A 19,516-nucleotide genomic window follows, 5' to 3' on the forward strand; every position below is an offset into this window, starting at 1 on the left:
CGATGAAAGTACATGATGCTGAAATCGTCATCAGTGCCGTTTCTCCAGCACAATATCCAGCTACACCTTTACCGGAGATTGCCTTAGCAGGCCGCTCAAATGTCGGAAAGTCATCCTTCATCAATACATTGATCAATCGTAAAAATTTAGCCCGTACCTCATCAAAACCTGGGAAGACGCAAACGCTGAACTTTTATTTGATTGAAAATACGCTGCATTTTGTCGATGTCCCCGGCTACGGCTATGCAAAAGTATCGAAAACAGAGCGAGCGAAATGGGGGAAAATGATTGAGACATATCTTGAACAAAGAGAGCAGCTGCGTGCAGTCGTATCTCTTGTTGATTTACGTCATGCCCCCTCACAAGAAGATATTCAAATGTATGAGTTTTTGAAATACTACGAGATTCCAGTGATCGTGGTCGCCACCAAAGCAGACAAAATCCCTCGCGGGAAATGGAACAAGCATGAAAGCATGATCAAAAAAGCATTATCCTTTGATCCAGCAGATACGTTTATCCTCTTTTCTTCCATTACCAAACAAGGAAAAGAAGAAGCGTGGAAAGCGATTGAAGCAGCAATAAAATAATTATCATTTAGGAAACCGAAGCAAGAAAGTCCTTTGCTTCGGTTTTTCTCATTTTACAGTGGAAATTAGCTGATTTAAGCTATTCTACGCAGCGTAGAGTGCTGAATTTGCTCAATTTTAGCGAAAATCTCCTTGTTATTTGTTAAACTTGTAACAAGGAGGTGTGGTCGAATGCATGAATCATTAAGTAAAAAATTAAAAGAGTATCGATCAAGACATAATTTAACACAGAAGGAATTAGCTGCGAGGTTATTTGTTTCTGATAAGGCCATTTCAAAATGGGAACGAGGAAATGGGTTGCCAGACATCGAGACATTGGTCCGTCTAGCCGATTTATTAGGCACACCAGTGGAAGAGCTATTAAAAGAAAAAAAAGAAACCTACTATTATGAATACAAAAGTGAACGGACGGTTCTGCGGCTTCCGTTGATGCACATTTTGATTCCCAATTTATTCTTATTACTGAATCAAGTGACGAGTGTTCGAGGGTTTTTTGTGCTGATGAAAGAGTTACCAACTGCCAGCGGCTGGTTTAGCCTTGGTGTCAAAGCCAAAGGGATTATTGCTTTGGGGGTTGTCAGTTTAGGCTTTTTATCGATTGGCTTATTGTCCTTCGGAATGTTGGGAATTGGGACAGTCAGTATCGGTGTCATTGCAATAGGGAATCTCTGCTTTGGCTTATTAGTTGGGATTGGCAATCTTGCGATCGGTTCGATCGTTGTCGGTAATCTTGGCGTTGGCTGGCTCGCTCTAGCAAACGTCGCAATTGCTTGGATTGGGGTCGCAAATTATGGTGTAGGGAGTTTTATGGCTGTTTTGCCCGCAAATTCATCAACGGAAGATTTTAACCAAGCGATTCAACAACTCTTGGTCTCTGAGATCCCTGACTTGATTAAAACCACTATCTTTGAACCAATGATTCGTTTTACAAGCTCACCGATTTTTGTGGTGATCTTCGTGATGACGATCTTAACAACCATCTTTTTTATTCTTTGTTTGTTGACCATTGGCTTGGTGCGATTACGTCAAAGTATGTTGTATGAAGAGCTATAAGAAAACCTCTAGATGATGATTCTGATCGTTGAACTTCTGTAGCTTCAGTGGCTCATTATCTATTTCGGCAAGTAAAAAAAGGCAAGGGACTGACGCGTCCTTTGCCTTTTTTATTAGTCTGCTTTCTTACTATCTTTAGGTTGTGTTTTTTTCTCTTCATCAGATTCGTTTTTCAAGAAACGCTCAATATCGTTTTCCTGCTTTTTCTTGTCTTTGTTGTTATCGGGAAGAAAGGCAAAATCATCAAACATTTTATCTAGCGAGTCTTCTCGTTGGAATTTTAAGCCCATAGGTTCACCTCCAAGCGCCTTAAGTTTACCACGAACGGTGGTAGATTTCATCAAAAAAAAAGCGAAATAGTGTTCAATCGTTTCCCCCTTTACTATAATTAAAGAAAGGGGATAGAAAAGAGGGATAGCGATGATCAAAACTGAAAAAATCTATGGCTTTCTACAATCAACCCAAATGGAAGCAGCACAGTTGCGTTTGTTGATTGAAAATTGGTTCGCTTTGGTTCGTCTTAGCTATCAGCCGACGGAATACTACTACAATCAGCAAGCAAAGAAACCTTATGATTTGGATGAGGTCAGTCAACTGCTGCATAGCGCCCCTGAAAAAATCAATACGGAATTGATTGTGACGGACGGCCAAAATGAGTCCAGTATCCATATCATTCAAGAGGCTGTTTTACAACGGCACCTGTTTACGAAAGACGTATTTTCCACGCAAAAACCCGTGATTTTAAGTTACTTCGATGAAACGATGCAAAGAGATGGCTTGTTCGGCTATTTGCGTTCATATGATGAGTACTTGATGCATAACGTCGAGGGAATCGAGAAAAGGCAAAATTTTCAATCGATTGCTGAAATCAACGCGTTACCGAAGCGGAAAAATTTTGAACAAGAAATCGTCATCGACTGCAATCAGTTTTCTGGTTACGACGTCTTTTACAATGGCTATACACTGACTTCTTGCTGGCGCATGTACTTTTCGGCATTCTACGCGCATATCATTCCTCAGGTGATCATTACTGATGCGCAGCAGGTGGAGCAAGTGCAGGTAAGAGATCAAGGGGTTGTGATGGTGGAATTGTATCGAGATCCTTTCCAGTGGGATCACGAATTGAATCTATCCTACCAGCGATTGTTTCGCGATCAAACTGGAATCGATCAATTGACTTCGGATAACGGGGTCGGTATTTTGAGAGAACCATATATTGAATATGCCTTTGGCGATCACTTGATCCAAACCATTCAATACCAAAATGATCGACTGCAGCCAACAACAAAACGCAGTGCGACACATTTTGTCACCAGAAGCTTCGACCTCGTGAACGAAGAGTATCAAGAGCGGCGAGTGAAAGGGTATCTGAATGCCCAAGCGTATTTTCCTTGGGTGGATCAAGAGCGGTTGCGCATGATGGATTATATCGTATTAAAGCCAGAACTAACGATAGACGATGGTGTAGAGGCTTATTCATTCTATATTCGTAGTCATCTTGAGATTGAATATTCAGAGGATCGTTTTAAAGACTATACTGCTTGCTTGCAATTTTATTTGCCTGAGACTGCTTTGAAGCACTTACCGCTAGATGCATTGAAAGCGACCATGCCTGATGTTCATTTTGGCTATCTGCACCGCACGCGCAAATATACATGGGTCAATCTAAAGAAGGATGGGAAAAAACTACGAGTGTATTTTATGAACACCCAAAAGCTAGTCGAGCAGCAGCTTTTTACCAATCAAGAATGAAAAAGACCCGCAAGATTACGAGGATCTTGTGGGTCTTTTCAATTAAGCTGTTTGCTCAGGCGCTTTTTTCAACAAACCGAATACGACGCCAGAAACGATCGCACCGATCAAGATGAATAGCAAGAACAAAATTGGTTTAGATAATAATAGGACAACGAAGATCCCACCATGTGGCGCCATCAATTGGATATCAAAGGCACCGACAAGTGCACCAGTCAGGGCAGAACCGACGATAAAGCTTGGGATCGCTCGCAGTGGATCTGCTGCTGCAAATGGAATCGCACCTTCTGTGACGAAGGACAGCCCCATGACGATATTTGTCAAACCTGCTTCTTTTTGGTCTTTTGTGAATTTATTTTTGAACAATAACGTTGCGACAAAGATTGCTAATGGAGGAACCATTCCGCCCGCCATTACAGATGCCATTACGACGCTACCACCTTCAGCAACGGTCGTTGCCAATGTTGCAGTACCAAAAACATAAGCGGCTTTGTTGATTGGGCCGCCTAGATCGGCTGCCATCATCGCTGCTAACAAAGCGCCAAGTAAAGCTGCGTTGGTACCACTTAAGCCAGTCAAGAAGCTATTCAAACCGTCATTGATGGCTTTCATTGGCACGTTGATCAGTAACATCAAGAAGCCAGTGATCAATAGGCCGAAAACAGGGTAGAAAAGGATCGTTTTGATTCCTTCTAATGATTTTGGTAAACCTTTGAATAATGAACGCAAGAACTTGATGACATAACCAGCTAAGAAACCGCCAATCAATGCTCCTAAGAATCCAGCACCACCCGTATTTGCTAGGGCACCTGCTGCGAAACCGACGATCAATCCAGGTCGGTCACTGATACTTGAAGCGATGAAACCAGCTAAGACAGGTAACATAAAACCAAATGCCGCGCTACCGATTTGATTGAACCAAGAAGCGGCTTGGTTGTAGTTTCCTAATTGACTCAAGGCATCTTGAGGGACACCCATGAACTGGTCCACCATGAAGGAAATAGCGATCATGATTCCACCGGCAATAACAAATGGTAACATGTGAGAAACACCATTCATCAAATCTTTATAGATTCGTTGACCGACTGAACCATCAGCAGAAGCGTCCTCTTTATCAGAAGCTTGGCCACTACCGTGAAAAACAGGAGCAGTTCCGCTCAATGCTTCATTGATTAATTGCTCGGTTTTACGGATACCATCGCTCACAGGACGGTTTACTAAATGTTTGCCGTCAAAGCGATCCATTTCAACTTTTTTATCGGCAGCTACGATCACACCAGCAGCTTGGGCGATATCAGCTTCTGTTAAACGATTTTTGATTCCTTCTGAACCATTTGTTTCGACTTTGATGTCAACACCAAGCTCTTTGGCTTTCTTTTTCAAAGCATCTTCTGCCATGTAGGTGTGGGCGATCCCTGTCGGGCAAGCTGTAACTGCGACGATATAGGGACGTTCGCTAGCAGGTGCTGCTTCTTGGTTTGCCGCTTCTTCTGCTAAAGCATCGGCTTCTTGCTGTGCCTCAGCTTCTGAGAAAAGTTGTTGTACTTGATCAGAAGTTGTCGCTGTTTTTAGTTTAGCAACGAAATCTGGATCGATCAACAAGCGAGATAGCGCTGCTAATGCTTGTAAATGAGTATCATTTGCTCCTTCTGGTGCTGCGATCATAAAGAAGAGGTACGTTGGTTGTCCATCTAACGCCTCATAGTCAACACCCGCATTACTTTTTGCGAATAAGACCGTCGCTTCTTTGACCGCACTGTTTTTGGCATGAGGCATTGCGATGCCGTCACCTAGCCCTGTTGATGTTTGAGCTTCTCGGGCAAGAATTCCTTCTTTGTAGACCTCGATATCTGAAATTCGTCCGACAGCATATAATTTTGCTACCATTTCATCAATGGCACCTTTTTTGTCTGTTGCTTGTAAGTCCATGATCATGGCATCTTTTAGCATCAACTCATTGATTTTCATTTTTTCCATCCTCCTATAGATTCACTTGTTCAATTATGACTTCCGGTAGTAATTCTTCGATAAATGACGCCTCAGCTAAATCATCTGAAAACGCAGTGGCACTGCCACAAGCGACTCCCCATTTGAATGCTTCAACCACATCTTTGGTCTTTGCATAACGCCCAATGAATCCAGCAATCATGGAATCTCCAGCGCCAACTGAATTTTTCAAAGGTCGTTTCAACACATTGGATCGATAGATCTCATTGCCAGTAAAGAGCAGGGCGCCATCGCCGCCTAGAGAGACAATGACATTTTTAGCGCCATCCTTTAGCATTCTTTGACCATAAGGCAAAATATCTTCGATTGTTGAAAAAGAAGTTTCATAAAGTTCGGCTAATTCATGATTATTTGGTTTGATTAGCAAAGGCTGATCGGATAAAGCGTCAAAAAGTTCCGCGCCGGTCGTATCAATGACAAATTCCGCACCCGCTTCTTTAACGATTTTGATCAATTCTTTATAAAAGTCGGTTGGAAGACCAGCTGGTTTACTTCCTGATAGGATGACGATGTCTTCGGCAGAAAGAGTGGCTAATTGGTGTTTCAATTCAGCAATTTCTTGCTGGCGAATGACTGGACCAAGACCGTTGATTTCTGTTTCTTCGCCGGATTTTAGTTTGATATTGATTCGTGTGTCCGCAGCGACTTGGGTAAAGTTGCTGTTGATTTCCTCTTTGGTCAGCCACTCTTCAATAAAACGACCAGTAAATCCGCCAACGAAACCAAGGGCAGTCGAGGCGATGCCGATGCGTTTCAAAATCCGTGAGACATTGATTCCTTTGCCGCCAGGTAGTTTAAAGTCTTGTTTCATTCGATTAAGGGCGCCGATTTCCAAATGATCGACATGGACGATAAAGTCGATCGATGGATTGAGTGTTACTGTGTAAATCATTGTATTACCTCCATAATGGTTGTTTTTGCTCTGAATTTCGCTAAATAGTTTTTTGGGCAATAATCGGTGATGATCGTCGCACCTTCGATAAAGGCAACTTGAGCAAAAGTCGTTTGCTGAAATTTGGAATGGTCTAGCAAGACATAGGCTTGTTGACTGTGCTCTAAAGCGATCTGCTTGATCAGGGCTTCTTCAGGATCAGGTGTTGTGAATCCAGCCTCAGAATGAGCCCCGTTCATGCCCATAAAGCAACGATTAAAGCGTAGTTTTCGCAGTTGTTCACCAGCATTGATCCCTAACACAGCGTTCGTCGATATCTTAATGGTTCCCCCTAAAATCATGGTGTCGATCCCGTGATCGATCAATAGGGAAGCGTGTTTGACGGAGTTCGTGACCACCTTAAGGCCTGTGATAGCCGATAGGAAAGGAATCATTTCGAGGGTCGTTGTTCCAGCATCTAAGTAAATGACTTCACCATTTTTGATCGTCTGGGCAGCTGTTCTTGCTATCTTTTGCTTTTCCGTTTGAAACTTCGCCGTTTTTTCTGACATGTTTGGTTCGAAGCCTAATTGCTGACTTTTCTTGGCTCCACCGTGAATTCTGACTAAAAATCCTTTGTCTTCCAACTCTTGCAGGTCTCGACGGATCGTTGATTCTGAAGCATCCAACAGTTGAATCAGTTCACTGACCTTGACGATCTCTTCTTGTTCCAATCGTGCCAAAATCGCTTGATGACGCTCCTCTGTAAGCATTTTCATCACCTCTTCACCTGCCATGATACCATATGATTCGTTCAAAATCAATCATAAACAGTAAAAAACATTCAAAATGAAAGCGTGAATAAATGGAATCGGTCATAAACGGTCATGATAACCTTCATTTTGATTTAATAGCTATCCTTATATTTGACAATTTTTACTATTATTTGGCTTAATTGAAGTAAGGGGGGATAAATAAATGAATAACAAAGTCATTTTACAAGGGTTCGAATGGGACCTGCCGGCAGATAGCCAGCACTGGAACAAATTGAAAGAAATGAGTAAAGAAATCAAAGAGTATGGATTTACCGCAATTTGGCTGCCGCCTGCCTATAAAGGGACAGCTGGGTCCGAAGACGTTGGGTATGGTGTCTATGATTATTATGATCTAGGCGAATTCGATCAAAAGGGGACGGTGCCAACAAAATATGGGACAAAGGATGAATACCTAGAAGCCATCAAAGCACTGCAAGAACAAGGAATAGAGGTTTATGCCGACATCGTTTTCAATCACTTGATTGGTGCCGATGAAAAAGAAGTCGTTCCAGCGGTTAAATACAATACCGAAAACCGTAATGAACCGATCAGTGATGAGGAAGAAATCGAAGCTTGGACCAAGTTCACATTCCCAGGACGTCAGGGGACGTACAATGATTACGTTTGGACGTGGCATAATTTTTCTGGTGTCGATTATGATGACCGCAACAAAGACCACGGGATTTTTAACTTCGCTGATAAGGGCTGGGAAAACCAAGTGGATGATGAGATGGGCAATTACGACTACTTAATGGGTTGTGATTTGGACATGGAAAATCCCGAAACAGTGGAACAACTCAATAAATGGGGCCAATGGTACCAAGAACTGACCGGCGTTGACGGGTATCGACTAGATGCGGTCAAACACATTGAGTTCAACTATTACGCGGATTGGATCTTAAACCGACGCGAGGAAAAAGGCAAACCACTATTTGTTGTCGGAGAATATTGGTCAGGGGATCTGCCAAAATTAGAAGGGTATTTAGATTCTTCAGGAAATTTGATTTATTTATTTGATGTGCCATTGCACTACAATTTATATGAAGCATCTCACTCAAATGGCGAATACGATATGAGCCAAATTTTTGCAGGTACGTTGACCGCCGCTCGCGAAGATTATGCAGTGACTTTTGTGGATAATCATGACACGCAGGTTGGGCAAAGTTTACAATCTTGGATAGACGGATGGTTCAAAGTCCATGCCTATTCATTGATCCTTTTACGTAAAGCTGGCGTACCAGTAGTTTTCTGGGGGGATTTATTTGGGATTCCCGCGCAAGAAATCGCCCCTGTCGGGGATGCGCTGGTCCATATGCTGAAACTTCGGGAGAAGCTTGCATTCGGGAATCAAGTCGATTATTTCGATGATCCTAATTGCATTGGCTGGGTATTAACTGGCGATTATGAACATGAGCTTTCTGGATTAGCGGTCGTGATGACCAATGCCCAAGGAGCGGAAAAAGAAATGACTATCAGTGCGATCCATGGTGGAGAGACCTTCGTGGATATATTGAGAAACAATGAAGCGAAAGTTGTTTTAGATGATACCGGAAAAGGTGTTTTCCCGGTCAATGATGGGCAAGTCTCGATTTATGTAAATGAAAAACTAGTAGAGAAGTACTTTAGTTAACCAAAATCTTCAAACGAATAAAAAGGCTGGTAGGTTTACAGCCTTTTTATTATGTAAACAAACCAAGCCTGCTTTCTCTTGAAAAATCGCATGAATCGTAAGGGAAAAAATCAAAGCGCTTTTAATTAAAAGTTTTCAAAGCGTTCGGTTTTCCCCTTTCCCGGATAATGCTATAATTGAGAAGATTGAGAAAGAAAGGATGTTTAAAATCATGTCATCCAAAAGTGAATTACTTGAACGCATGAACCCACGGCAAAAAGAAGCCGTTATGCATACGGAAGGACCGTTGCTGCTGATGGCAGGTGCAGGAAGCGGGAAGACCCGTGTCCTAACCCACCGAATCGCCTATTTAATAGAAGAAAAAAATGTAAATCCATGGAATATTTTAGCCATCACATTTACGAATAAAGCGGCACGTGAAATGAAGGAACGGGTCAGTCAACTATTAGGATCAGGTGGAGAAGACGTTTGGGTTTCAACCTTCCACTCGATGTGTGTCAGAATCTTGCGCAGGGACGTTGATCGTATTGGCTATTCGAAGAATTTTACCATCATTGACTCTTCTGAGCAAAATACACTGATGAAACGGGTATTAAAAGAATTGAATATCGATCCCAAAAAATATGATCCTCGTTCTATTTTGGGAACGATCTCTCATGCAAAGAACGAGCTGTTGACACCTGAAGCTTACCAAGCCATGGAAGGTAGTCTATTTGAGCAGATCGTAGGTCGTTGCTATGAAAAATATCAAAAAGAGCTGCGAAACAATCAATGCATGGACTTCGATGATTTAATCATGAATACGATCCGCCTCTTCCAAGACAATGAAGATGCGCTGCAATTTTATCAACGGAAATTCCACTATATCCATGTCGATGAATACCAAGATACCAACCACGCCCAATACACGCTGGTCAATTTATTGGCCGCTCGTTTTCGAAATCTTTGTGTTGTTGGGGATGCGGACCAAAGTATTTACGGTTGGCGTGGTGCCAACATGCAAAATATTTTAGACTTTGAAAAGGACTATCCAGATGCCGCAACGATTTTGTTAGAGCAAAACTATCGTTCAACGCAAACGATTTTAAATGCGGCAAACCAAGTAATCAAAAATAACCGCAACCGTCCAGATAAAAATCTATGGACAGAAAATCATGATGGGGAAAAGATCACTTATTATCGCGGGGATAGTGAACGAGATGAAGCGCGATTTATCGTCAGTGAAATGCAAAAACAAATTGCAGAAAAGAACCGTAAATTCGGTGATTTTGCGATATTGTATCGGACCAATGCCCAGTCACGGATCATTGAAGAAATGCTTTTAAAAGCCAACGTTCCTTATACGATGGTCGGCGGCAGAAAATTCTATGACCGCAAAGAAATCCGTGATATTTTGGCCTATTTATCGGCGATCGCCAATCCGCGAGATTCCATCAGCTTAGAGCGTATCATCAATGTACCGAAACGTGGGATCGGTGCGACATCCGTCGAGAAACTACGAGCGTTTGCGAATCTTCATGAATGGTCATTGTTAGAAGCAGCCATGAATGTCGAGTTAGCGAATATTTCTGGAAAGGCTGGCAAAGAATTAGGGAGCTTTGGGATGATGATGGATGGCTTCGCCCAGATGGTTCCTTACCTATCAGTAACCGAACTGACGAAAGAAATATTAGAAAAAACGGGTTATCGTCAAGAGTTAGTCAACCAGAATAATTTAGAAGCACAAGCTAGACTTGAAAACTTGGAAGAATTTTTATCGGTTACCCAAGAATTCGACAAACGATTTGAGGCGCAAAACGAAGACGATGCAGATGCACCAGATGAGAAGTTGAGTGTTTTCTTAAATGACTTAGCTTTATTGTCAGACGTCGATAGTTATGAAGAAGAAAGTAGTCAAGTGACTTTGATGACCTTGCATGCTGCAAAAGGACTAGAGTTTCCAGTGGTATTTTTGATTGGGTTGGAAGAAAATATCTTCCCGCTTTCTCGTGCCTTAATGGAAGAAAGCGAGCTCGAAGAAGAACGGCGCCTTGCTTACGTGGGAATCACTCGTGCCGAGGAAGAGCTCTTTATGACCAACGCTTTTTCCAGAACATTATACGGTCGGACCCAATACAATCGTCCGTCTCGGTTTATCGAAGAGATCGAACAAGATCTGCTGCAATCATTAGGCGAGCGTTCACAGCCGAAAGCTGCTGCACCGTTTCAACCAAAAATGTTCAAACCGAGCTATACACAACCGCGTCAAACGACCGTCGCTTCTAAACAACAGACTTCTGCAGCTGGTAATACTTGGCAAGTAGGCGAGAAAGTTCAACATAAAAAATGGGGAATCGGTACCGTCGTTCGGACGACTGGCAGCGCGCAAGATGTTGAATTAGATGTGGCGTTCCCACAACAAGGCGTCAAACGATTGTTGGCGGCCTTTGCGCCGATTGAAAAAGTTGAAAAATAAGGAGGATATTAGGATGGATGTCCCTTCAAAAGAAATCCAATCACGAGCAGAAGAGCTGCGCACACAATTAAATCAGTATGCTTACGAATACTATGTAAAAGATCAGCCTTCCGTGGAAGATTATCTCTATGATCAGCTATATGCAGAACTGGTTGAAATTGAAACCAATTATCCGCAGCTAGTAACCGAAGACTCACCCACCCAACGAGTAGGCGGTATCATTTTACCTGGCTTTGAAAAGGTCACGCATGATATTCCGCTGTATAGCCTGAACGATGTCTTTGACAAAGAAGGAATCGTGGCTTTTGATGCCCGTGTTCAAAAAGCACTGGGGAAAGCGGTAGATTATGTCTGCGAGTTAAAGATCGATGGATTGTCAATTTCCTTGAAATATGAAGAAGGGCGCTTTGTTCGTGGAGCAACTCGAGGAGATGGTACGGTAGGTGAAAACATTACAGAAAACCTAAAGACCGTCAAATCGATTCCACTGAAATTAAAAGAACCGATCTCGTTGGAAGTTCGTGGCGAATGCTATATGCCAAAGGCTTCGTTTTTGAAATTGAATCAACAGCGAGAAGAAGAAGGGGCGGAAGTTTTTGCCAATCCTAGAAACGCAGCGGCTGGAAGCTTGCGACAATTAGACACACGGATCGCAGCCCAAAGAAACTTAAGCACCTTCTTGTACACACTAGCTGACTTTGGACCAATTGAAGCCAATGATCAATTTTCAGCATTGAATGAACTGGATCAATTAGGCTTTCGTACAAATCACGAACGCAGAGTGTGTCACACCATCGATGAGGTTTGGGCATATATCGAAGAGTTTCATGACAAGCGCAGCGAGCTTCCCTATGAGATTGACGGCGTAGTCATCAAAGTCAATAATTTCAAAGATCAAGATGCGCTAGGCTTTACCGTAAAAGCACCCCGATGGGCGGCGGCATATAAGTTTCCACCGGAAGAAGCGGAAACAGTGATCGAAACGATCGAATGGACCGTGGGACGGACGGGTGTTGTGACACCGACCGCTGTTATGACCCCTGTTCGTGTTGCTGGAACGACGGTCAGCCGTGCCAGTCTCCATAATATAGATTTCATTAAAATGAAAGACATCCGCATTGGCGATTCGGTCATCATCTATAAGGCGGGGGACATTATTCCAGAGGTTGCGAAAGTCTTGGAAGAAAAACGCACAGAAGCAAGTCAACCCTTTGAATCGCCTACACATTGTCCCGAATGTGGGAGTGAGCTGATCCATTTAGATGAAGAAGTTGCCTTGCGTTGTATCAATCCAAAGTGTCCAGCACAGATCAAAGAAGGACTCAGCCATTTCGTTTCACGGAATGCTATGAACATTGACGGTTTAGGGCCCCGTGTTTTAGAGCAAATGTTCGATAAATCCTTAGTTAAAGATGTGGCCGACTTGTACTTTTTAACAGAAGAACAATTGTTGACCCTTGATAAAATCAAAGAGAAATCAGCCAATAACCTGTTGCGGGCGATTCATCAAAGTAAAGGAAATTCGGTTGAACGTTTGATTTTTGGGCTAGGCATCCGTCATGTCGGTGCGAAAGCGGCTCGGATTTTAGCAGAACATTTCGGTGATCTGCGGGCGCTCAGCAAAGCCAAGGAAGAAGAAATCATTTCGCTAGAAGCTATCGGCGCAACGATTGCTGAAAGTGTCGTTACGTATTTTGACAATCAAGAAGTTCACGACCTGTTAGATGAACTTGAAAGAGCGGGTGTCAACTTTGCTTATTTGGGGCTTAGAAATGAACAGTTGGAAGACGTCGAATCACCATTTAAAGAGAAAACCGTCGTTTTAACAGGAAAATTAAGTCACTTCACTCGTGAAGAAGCCAAGGAACGAATTGAAAATCTCGGTGGGAAGGTAACAGGCAGTGTATCGAAAAAGACCGATATCGTTGTTGCCGGGGAAGAAGCAGGCAGCAAACTGACCAAAGCACAATCCCTAGGTGTCACCGTTTGGGATGAAGCTCAAATGGTGGCTGCGATCGAAGGCAGTCATTCGGCAGATCAATAACCTTTAAGCATTGTCACAGACGAGAAGCAGTTGTTTTTTCTTGTCTAATTGAAATCATTTCTTCCCTGCACTACGAGGAAAGAAATGATTTCTGCTTTTATTTGCAATTATATTTGATAATTTTCAAATTCTATTTCATGATTTGTTAAAAAAATGATACAATACATTGGAAAAACGTAAACGTAGATTACGGATACGAGAAAGAGGAGGATTTTATGGCGATCAGCGAAGAACAAGTCAAACACGTTGCCAAACTAGCAAAACTTTCATTCTCAGACGATGAATTACATGAGTTTACCTCTCAGCTAGGAAAAATTATTGATATGGTTGAAACACTTGAAGAAGTGGACACTACAGGAGTACCATTCACATCGAATGTCGCAGAAACGATCAACGTGATGCGTGAAGATGTAACGACCGGCGGCTGGGACCGTGATGAATTAATGAAAAATGTTCCAGAATCCGAAGAAGGCTTTATCAAAGTGCCTGCAATCATTGATAATGGGGAGGCGGGTGCCTAATGACTGAATTATATAAAAAAAGCTTAGAAGAATTACACAGCTTATTAGTGTCAAAGGAAATTACTGCAACAGACTTAACGAGCGAAACCTTTGCTCGCATTAAAGAAACAGAGCCGAAAGTCGATGCGTTTCTAGCGTTGAATGAAGAAAAAGCGCAGGAATTGGCACAAGCCATCGATCAAAAAGGCATCACTGAAAGCAATGTGTTGGCGGGAATTCCAATCGGAATCAAAGACAACATCGTTACCAAAGATTTGCGGACAACAGCTGCTTCAAAAATCTTAGGTAATTTTGATCCAATTTACGATGCGACCGTTATGGACAAAGTTTATCAAGCAGACATGATTCCAGTTGGTAAGTTAAATATGGATGAATTTGCCATGGGCGCAAGTACCGAAACATCGTTCTTTAAGAAAACGAAAAACGCTTGGGACGAAACAAAAGTACCTGGTGGTTCATCAGGTGGCTCGGCGGCTGCCGTTGCAGCTGGACAAGTCCCCCTATCATTAGGTAGCGATACGGGTGGTTCGATTCGTCAACCAGCAGCTTTCAATGGAATCGTCGGGATGAAGCCAACTTACGGACGGGTTTCTCGTTTTGGTCTGATCGCGTTTGCATCATCTTTAGATCAAATTGGACCGATGACGCGTGGTGTGAAAGACAATGCCTTTGCATTAAATGCCATCAGTGGGTTTGATGCGAAAGATAGTACATCAGCAGGCGCTGCTGTCCCTGATTTTACAGCAGGTTTGACGGGTGATATCAAAGGAATGAAAGTCGCTTTGCCTAAAGAATACTTAGGTGAAGGGATCCAAGCAGGCGTTCGAGAAGCAATCTTAAAAGCAGCGGACACTTTCCGTGCGTTAGGAGCGACTGTGGAAGAAGTCAGCTTGCCACACTCAAAATACGGGGTAGCCGTTTACTATATCATCGCTTCTTCTGAAGCAAGTTCTAATTTGCAACGTTTTGACGGTATTCGTTATGGTTTCCGTTCAGAAAATGTCAGCAATCTAGAAGATGTCTATGTCAATTCTCGCAGTGAAGGATTCGGGGAAGAAGTAAAACGTCGGATCATGTTAGGTACGTTTTCACTAAGTGCTGGCTACTACGATGCCTACTTCAAAAAAGCCGGTCAAGTACGTACGTTGATCAAACAAGATTTCGATAAGGTCTTCAGCCAATACGACTTGATCATTGGCCCAGCTTCCCCAACGGTAGCATTTGGTATTGGAGAAAACATCAATGATCCGATCACCATGTACTTGAATGATATTTTAACCATTCCTGTGAACTTAGCAGGACTGCCAGGGATGTCGATCCCAGCAGGTTTTTCTGAAGGACTGCCAGTCGGCTTGCAGATCATTGGGAAACATTTTGATGAAGCAACCATGTATAAAGCGGCTTATGCCTTTGAACAAGCAACTGATTTCCATACGAAAAAACCAGTGATTTTAGGAGGGGATAAGGCATGAACTTCGAAACAGTCATTGGGCTTGAAGTCCACGTAGAATTAAAAACAGAATCAAAGATTTTTTCTCCAGCACCTGCTCACTTTGGCGCTGAACCAAATAGCAACACGAATGTGATCGACTGGGGCTATCCAGGTGTTTTACCAGTAATGAACAAAGCGGCTATCGAATTTGGGATGAAAGCTGCGCTTGCGCTGAATTGTGAAATCTCAAAAGAAACCCATTTCGACCGCAAAAACTATTTCTATCCCGACAATCCTAAAGCGTATCAAATTTCGCAATTCGATCAACCGATCGGTCATGATGGGTGGATCGAGATCGAAGTGGAAGGCAAAAAGAAAAAGATTCGCATCGAGCGAGTTCATTTGGAAGAAGATGCTGGGAAAAACATGCACGGCAAAGGCGGTTATTCTTATGTTGATCTAAATCGTCAAGGAACCCCTTTGATCGAGATCGTTTCCGAAGCGGATATGCGTTCACCAGAAGAAGCATATGCGTATCTAGAAGCGTTGCGTTCAATCATCTTGTTTACAGAAGTATCCGATGTGAAGATGGAAGAAGGTTCCATGCGTTGTGATGCGAATATTTCGTTGCGACCTTACGGCCAAGAACAATTCGGAACAAAAACAGAACTGAAAAACTTAAACTCTATGTCCTTCGTGAAAAAAGGGTTGGCATTTGAAGAAAAACGCCAAGCCAAAGTATTGCTTTCTGGAGGCGAGATCCAACAAGAAACTCGACGTTTTGATGAAGCAACCAGCAAAACCTTATTGATGCGTGTCAAAGAAGGTTCTTCTGATTATCGTTACTTCCCAGAACCAGATATCCCACGGTTTGTGATCGATGATGAATGGATCGAACGTGTACGTCAAAGCTTGCCAGAAATGCCGCAAAAACGTCGTGCCCGTTACATCTCTGAATTAGGCTTACCAGAATACGATGCAATGGTCTTGACTTTATCAAAAGAAATGTCCGATTTCTTTGAAAAAACCATCGATGCCGGAGCTGATCCTAAACAAGCTTCTAACTGGTTGATGGGTGAAGTTTCAGCGTATCTGAACAGCGAGAAATTGGAACTGCCAGAAACGAAATTAACCCCAGACAATTTAGCGGGAATGATTCGTTTGATCGCCGATGGCACGATCAGTTCGAAGATTGCGAAAAAAGTCTTCAAAGAGTTGATCACAAACGGCGGCGACGCTGAAGAAGTCGTAAAAGCCAAAGGATTGATCCAATTATCAGATCCTGCGCAATTACTACCAATGATCAATGAAGTATTAGATAACAACCAACAATCCGTCGATGACTTCAAAAACGGAAAAGACCGCGCAGTCGGTTTCTTAGTTGGTCAAATCATGAAAGCAACCAAAGGACAAGCGAATCCAGGTGTTGTGAACAAGTTGTTGCAAGAAGAACTAGCAAAGCGATAAGAGGCAAGCGATGAAAAGAGCAAGAGTAATCTACAACCCGACATCTGGGAAAGAATTGATTCGAAAAAACTTAGCAGATATTTTAGATGTTTTGGAAACTGGCGGTTATGAGGCGAGTGCATTTGCCACGACCGCTGCGCCATTTTCCGCTCGTGATGAAGCAAGAAGAGCCGGCGAAGCTGGTTTTGATTTGGTGGTAGCTGCCGGTGGGGATGGCACGATCAATGAAGTCGTCAATGGGATCGCTCCTTTAGAAAAGCGACCAAAAATGGCGATCATTCCTGGAGGCACGACCAATGACTACGCACGAGCACTAAAGATTCCCCGTACGGATATCAAAGCAGCTGCGGAAGTGATTTTGAAGCAGCAGACAGTGAAAATGGATGTCGGAAAAACACCCAACACGTATTTTATCAACATTGCTGCTGGTGGGCACTTAACGGAGTTGACCTACGATGTTCCTTCTGAACTGAAAAGTGTTTTTGGCTACTTAGCTTATCTAGCAAAAGGAGCGGAATTACTCCCTCGTGTCAAACCAATCAAAATGCATCTAAAGTATGAAGACGGAGAATACATTGGCGGAGCGTCGATGTTCTTTTTAGGGCTGACGAATTCAGTGGGGGGCTTTGAACAGATTGCGCCTGATGCAAAGCTTGACGATGGGAAATTTTCGTTGATCATTGTCAAAACGGCCAATATTTTTGAGATCGTCCACTTAGTTGCTTTAATGATGAATGGTGGAAAACACATCAACGATCGTCGTCTGATTTATACGAAAACATCTTTTCTTGAAGTAGACGCACCAGAACAGGTCAATCGTTTAATGATCAACCTTGATGGCGAATACGGCGGAGATGCTCCTATGCGCTTTGAAAACCTACACAATCATATTGAGTTTTTTGCAAATGTCGATCAAATCCCTGACGATGCGGTCGTTGGTGAGCAAAATTATCAAGAGATGAGCGAAGGTTTTATTAAAGAAGTCGAACGTCTTTCCGATGAGGACATCAATGGGGATGGCAAGATCGGCGACGAAACAAAGTAAACGATTTTTCTTTTCATGCGAGTTGAAAGAACAGGGACTTTTGGACCTGTTCTTTTTTTAAAACGTAATTGTGGAAAAGCAGGCACCGATTTTTTTTCGAATACTTGATAGAATAGCTTTTCTTAAATTTTAGTAAAGGACGTTTTTTATAAAGTGTTTCACGATTTGCCTTTGTTTCACGAAGTCAGGCGCGGATCATATAAATAAAACGAATAAAATTTCCAAAACACGAATGATAATCATCAAAAAGCGAACTTTTCGAATATATGCTCATTAAAGTTCGTTATTTCCGTATTTCTATCCAATCTATGGATGCAAAAGCGAATAAGAATATGCTATAATGGTGAAACGAAGAAATGGGGGGACCGGAATGGAGCAAATCGATTCTACAAAAGCGCTTGATCTGCTGAGAGATGACGCAGAACGAATCAAAAAGCTGATCCGAAACCAAGAAAATAGTTTATGTATCGCACAATGCAAAGCATTTGAAGAAGTGGTTGATACCCAGATGTATGGTCTATCACGACAAGTGGCATTTGCGATCCGCTTGGGGATCGTTGATAATCAAACAGGGCAGCAATTGATGGCGGATCTTGAAAAAGATTTGAACCAATTGTATAGCGAGGTCTACGAGGACCAGCGGACACCTGACATCGGCAAGGAGGCATAAACTTGCCAGAGAAAGTAAAGAAAAGACATTTATTAGATTATAGTATTTTATTACCATATATTGTTATGTGTGTCACGGGCTTGATGATGGTTTATAGTTCCACATCTTACGTTGCGATGACCGCCACACAACCGACCACAGCTGCTTCTTACGTCATCAATCAAACATTATTTTGGTTGGTGAGCCTAATAGCGATCACTGTCATGTATAAAATGAAAACGGATGTTTTTCGGAACAAAAAATTTGTCCAGATCGCCATGATCGTCATCTTGTTTTTATTGATCGCTGCCTTCTTTTTCCCAAGAAGAAATGGGGCACTCGGTTGGTTATCGATTGCTGGCTTTTCCATTCAACCAGCAGAGTATTTAAAGTTTATTGTGATTTGGTTTTTATCGGTGACGCTATCTTATCGTCAAAAAGGTATCCAACAAGAATTTTGGAAAACGGTTTGGCGTCCAATCGGAATCGTTTTTGTCTACACCGGGATCATGGCACTTTATCCCGACTTAGGGAATGCTGTAATCGTTATGTTGCTGGCATTTGTCGTGTTATTGTCTAGCGGATTGAATTACCTGTATACCTTAATATTAGGTGTGGCAGGTATTATCGGTAGTATGTTGATCGTCTTGTTTGTGAATCTAACCGGTGGTAAGCTTTTACCCGACTATGTCTATAGTCGTTTTTCATCTTTTTTGAACCCGTTTGCTGATGAATACAATACAGGTCATCAAATGGTTAATGGGTATTACGCAATGTTCAACGGTGGGCTGTTCGGGCGCGGGCTTGGAAATAGTATCCAAAAACGTGGCTTCTTAAACGAAGCGCACACCGATTATATATTTTCGATCGTTATGGAAGAATTAGGGCTGATTCCATCGATCATCATTTTAGGTGTTTTATTCTATATGGTGGGACGAATCTTTCTTGTCGGTATTCGTTCAAGAGATCCCTTTAATTCCATGATGTGTATAGGTATAGGGACATTATTTATGTCTCAGATTTTTATCAATTTAGGTGGAATCACTGGTTTGATCCCATTGACGGGAATCACTTTCCCATTTCTAAGTCAAGGTGGATCAAGCTTGCTGATGCTATCGATTTGTATCGGTTTTGTGTTAAATATCAGTGCCGAAGAAAAGAGGAAACAGGTTTATTTGAATTATTGAT

16 protein-coding genes are annotated in these 19,516 nt (G+C 42.4%); 12 read left to right on the forward strand and 4 right to left on the reverse strand.

What is annotated here, in order from left to right; all coding sequences use genetic code 11:
- The first annotated feature begins 2 nt into the window (after positions 1 to 2).
- Both yihA and IGI69_RS07385 read left to right on the forward strand, forming a co-directional pair.
- Positions 3 to 587 carry a ribosome biogenesis GTP-binding protein YihA/YsxC gene (gene yihA / locus IGI69_RS07380; protein ID WP_005225967.1) on the forward strand — a complete coding sequence of 195 codons (585 nt, stop codon included), beginning with the start codon at positions 3 to 5 and terminating at the stop codon, positions 585 to 587.
- 171 nt (positions 588 to 758) lie between these two features.
- A complete protein-coding gene (locus IGI69_RS07385; RefSeq protein ID WP_438740250.1) occupies positions 759 to 1,640 on the forward strand; it encodes a helix-turn-helix transcriptional regulator in 882 nt (293 codons plus the stop codon).
- Between the two features lie 113 nt (positions 1,641 to 1,753).
- Here the strand turns inward: IGI69_RS07385 and IGI69_RS07390 are convergent, their stop codons facing one another.
- Positions 1,754 to 1,930, reverse strand: a complete 177-nt coding sequence (locus IGI69_RS07390) for an SPJ_0845 family protein (RefSeq protein ID WP_375820124.1) — start codon at positions 1,928 to 1,930, stop codon at positions 1,754 to 1,756.
- A gap of 130 nt (positions 1,931 to 2,060) precedes the next feature.
- On the opposite strand from IGI69_RS07390, the gene IGI69_RS07395 reads away from it, so the two are divergent.
- Positions 2,061 to 3,392, forward strand: a complete 1,332-nt coding sequence (locus tag IGI69_RS07395) for a hypothetical protein (RefSeq protein WP_438740252.1) — start codon at positions 2,061 to 2,063, stop codon at positions 3,390 to 3,392.
- A 42-nt stretch (positions 3,393 to 3,434) separates the two neighbouring features.
- On the opposite strand, the gene IGI69_RS07400 is transcribed toward IGI69_RS07395, so the two are convergent.
- Genes IGI69_RS07400 through IGI69_RS07410 form a run of 3 tightly spaced genes read right to left on the reverse strand, consistent with a single transcriptional unit; the run spans position 3,435 to position 7,043 of the window.
- Entirely contained in the window at positions 3,435 to 5,360 is a 1,926-nt protein-coding gene (locus IGI69_RS07400; RefSeq protein ID WP_438740254.1) for a PTS fructose transporter subunit IIABC, read from the reverse strand.
- A gap of 13 nt (positions 5,361 to 5,373) precedes the next feature.
- Positions 5,374 to 6,291 carry a 1-phosphofructokinase gene (pfkB, locus tag IGI69_RS07405; RefSeq protein WP_015509619.1) on the reverse strand — a complete coding sequence of 306 codons (918 nt, stop codon included), beginning with the start codon at positions 6,289 to 6,291 and terminating at the stop codon, positions 5,374 to 5,376.
- A complete protein-coding gene (locus IGI69_RS07410) occupies positions 6,288 to 7,043 on the reverse strand; it encodes a DeoR/GlpR family DNA-binding transcription regulator (RefSeq protein WP_159160620.1) in 756 nt (251 codons plus the stop codon). Before IGI69_RS07410 ends, pfkB begins: the two co-directional genes overlap by 4 nt.
- 205 nt (positions 7,044 to 7,248) lie before the next feature.
- On the opposite strand from IGI69_RS07410, the gene IGI69_RS07415 reads away from it, so the two are divergent.
- The 9 genes from IGI69_RS07415 to IGI69_RS07455 all read left to right on the forward strand — a co-directional run bounded on the left by IGI69_RS07415 (position 7,249) and on the right by IGI69_RS07455 (position 19,515).
- On the forward strand, positions 7,249 to 8,715 hold the full coding sequence (locus IGI69_RS07415; protein WP_438740256.1) for an alpha-amylase: 1,467 nt from the start codon (positions 7,249 to 7,251) through the stop codon (positions 8,713 to 8,715).
- Between the two features lie 211 nt (positions 8,716 to 8,926).
- Positions 8,927 to 11,170: a DNA helicase PcrA gene (pcrA, locus tag IGI69_RS07420; protein ID WP_438740258.1), complete on the forward strand. Its 2,244-nt coding sequence runs from the start codon at positions 8,927 to 8,929 to the stop codon at positions 11,168 to 11,170.
- 13 nt (positions 11,171 to 11,183) lie between these two features.
- On the forward strand, positions 11,184 to 13,214 hold the full coding sequence (gene ligA / locus IGI69_RS07425) for an NAD-dependent DNA ligase LigA (protein ID WP_373191918.1): 2,031 nt from the start codon (positions 11,184 to 11,186) through the stop codon (positions 13,212 to 13,214).
- Positions 13,215 to 13,429: 215 nt separating this feature from the next.
- Positions 13,430 to 13,735 (forward strand): Asp-tRNA(Asn)/Glu-tRNA(Gln) amidotransferase subunit GatC, encoded by a 306-nt coding sequence (gene gatC / locus IGI69_RS07430; RefSeq protein ID WP_005225977.1) that lies wholly within the window; start codon positions 13,430 to 13,432, stop codon positions 13,733 to 13,735.
- Entirely contained in the window at positions 13,735 to 15,207 is a 1,473-nt protein-coding gene (gene gatA / locus IGI69_RS07435; RefSeq protein WP_010748184.1) for an Asp-tRNA(Asn)/Glu-tRNA(Gln) amidotransferase subunit GatA, read from the forward strand. Before gatC ends, gatA begins: the two co-directional genes overlap by 1 nt.
- Positions 15,204 to 16,634, forward strand: coding sequence for an Asp-tRNA(Asn)/Glu-tRNA(Gln) amidotransferase subunit GatB (gatB, locus tag IGI69_RS07440; RefSeq protein ID WP_005225979.1), 1,431 nt, complete (start codon positions 15,204 to 15,206; stop codon positions 16,632 to 16,634). Before gatA ends, gatB begins: the two co-directional genes overlap by 4 nt.
- A gap of 10 nt (positions 16,635 to 16,644) precedes the next feature.
- Positions 16,645 to 17,679 (forward strand): diacylglycerol kinase, encoded by a 1,035-nt coding sequence (locus tag IGI69_RS07445; RefSeq protein WP_010748185.1) that lies wholly within the window; start codon positions 16,645 to 16,647, stop codon positions 17,677 to 17,679.
- A 370-nt stretch (positions 17,680 to 18,049) separates the two neighbouring features.
- Positions 18,050 to 18,349, forward strand: a complete 300-nt coding sequence (locus IGI69_RS07450; RefSeq protein ID WP_010748186.1) for a YlaN family protein — start codon at positions 18,050 to 18,052, stop codon at positions 18,347 to 18,349.
- Positions 18,350 to 18,351: 2 nt separating this feature from the next.
- Positions 18,352 to 19,515 carry an FtsW/RodA/SpoVE family cell cycle protein gene (locus tag IGI69_RS07455; RefSeq protein WP_005225982.1) on the forward strand — a complete coding sequence of 388 codons (1,164 nt, stop codon included), beginning with the start codon at positions 18,352 to 18,354 and terminating at the stop codon, positions 19,513 to 19,515.
- The last annotated feature ends 1 nt before the right edge of the window (position 19,516 follow it).

This window comes from Enterococcus sp. DIV1083b, assembly GCF_051713705.1.
In the GTDB taxonomy this organism is placed as follows: Bacteria; Bacillota; Bacilli; order Lactobacillales; family Enterococcaceae; genus Enterococcus_D; species Enterococcus_D casseliflavus.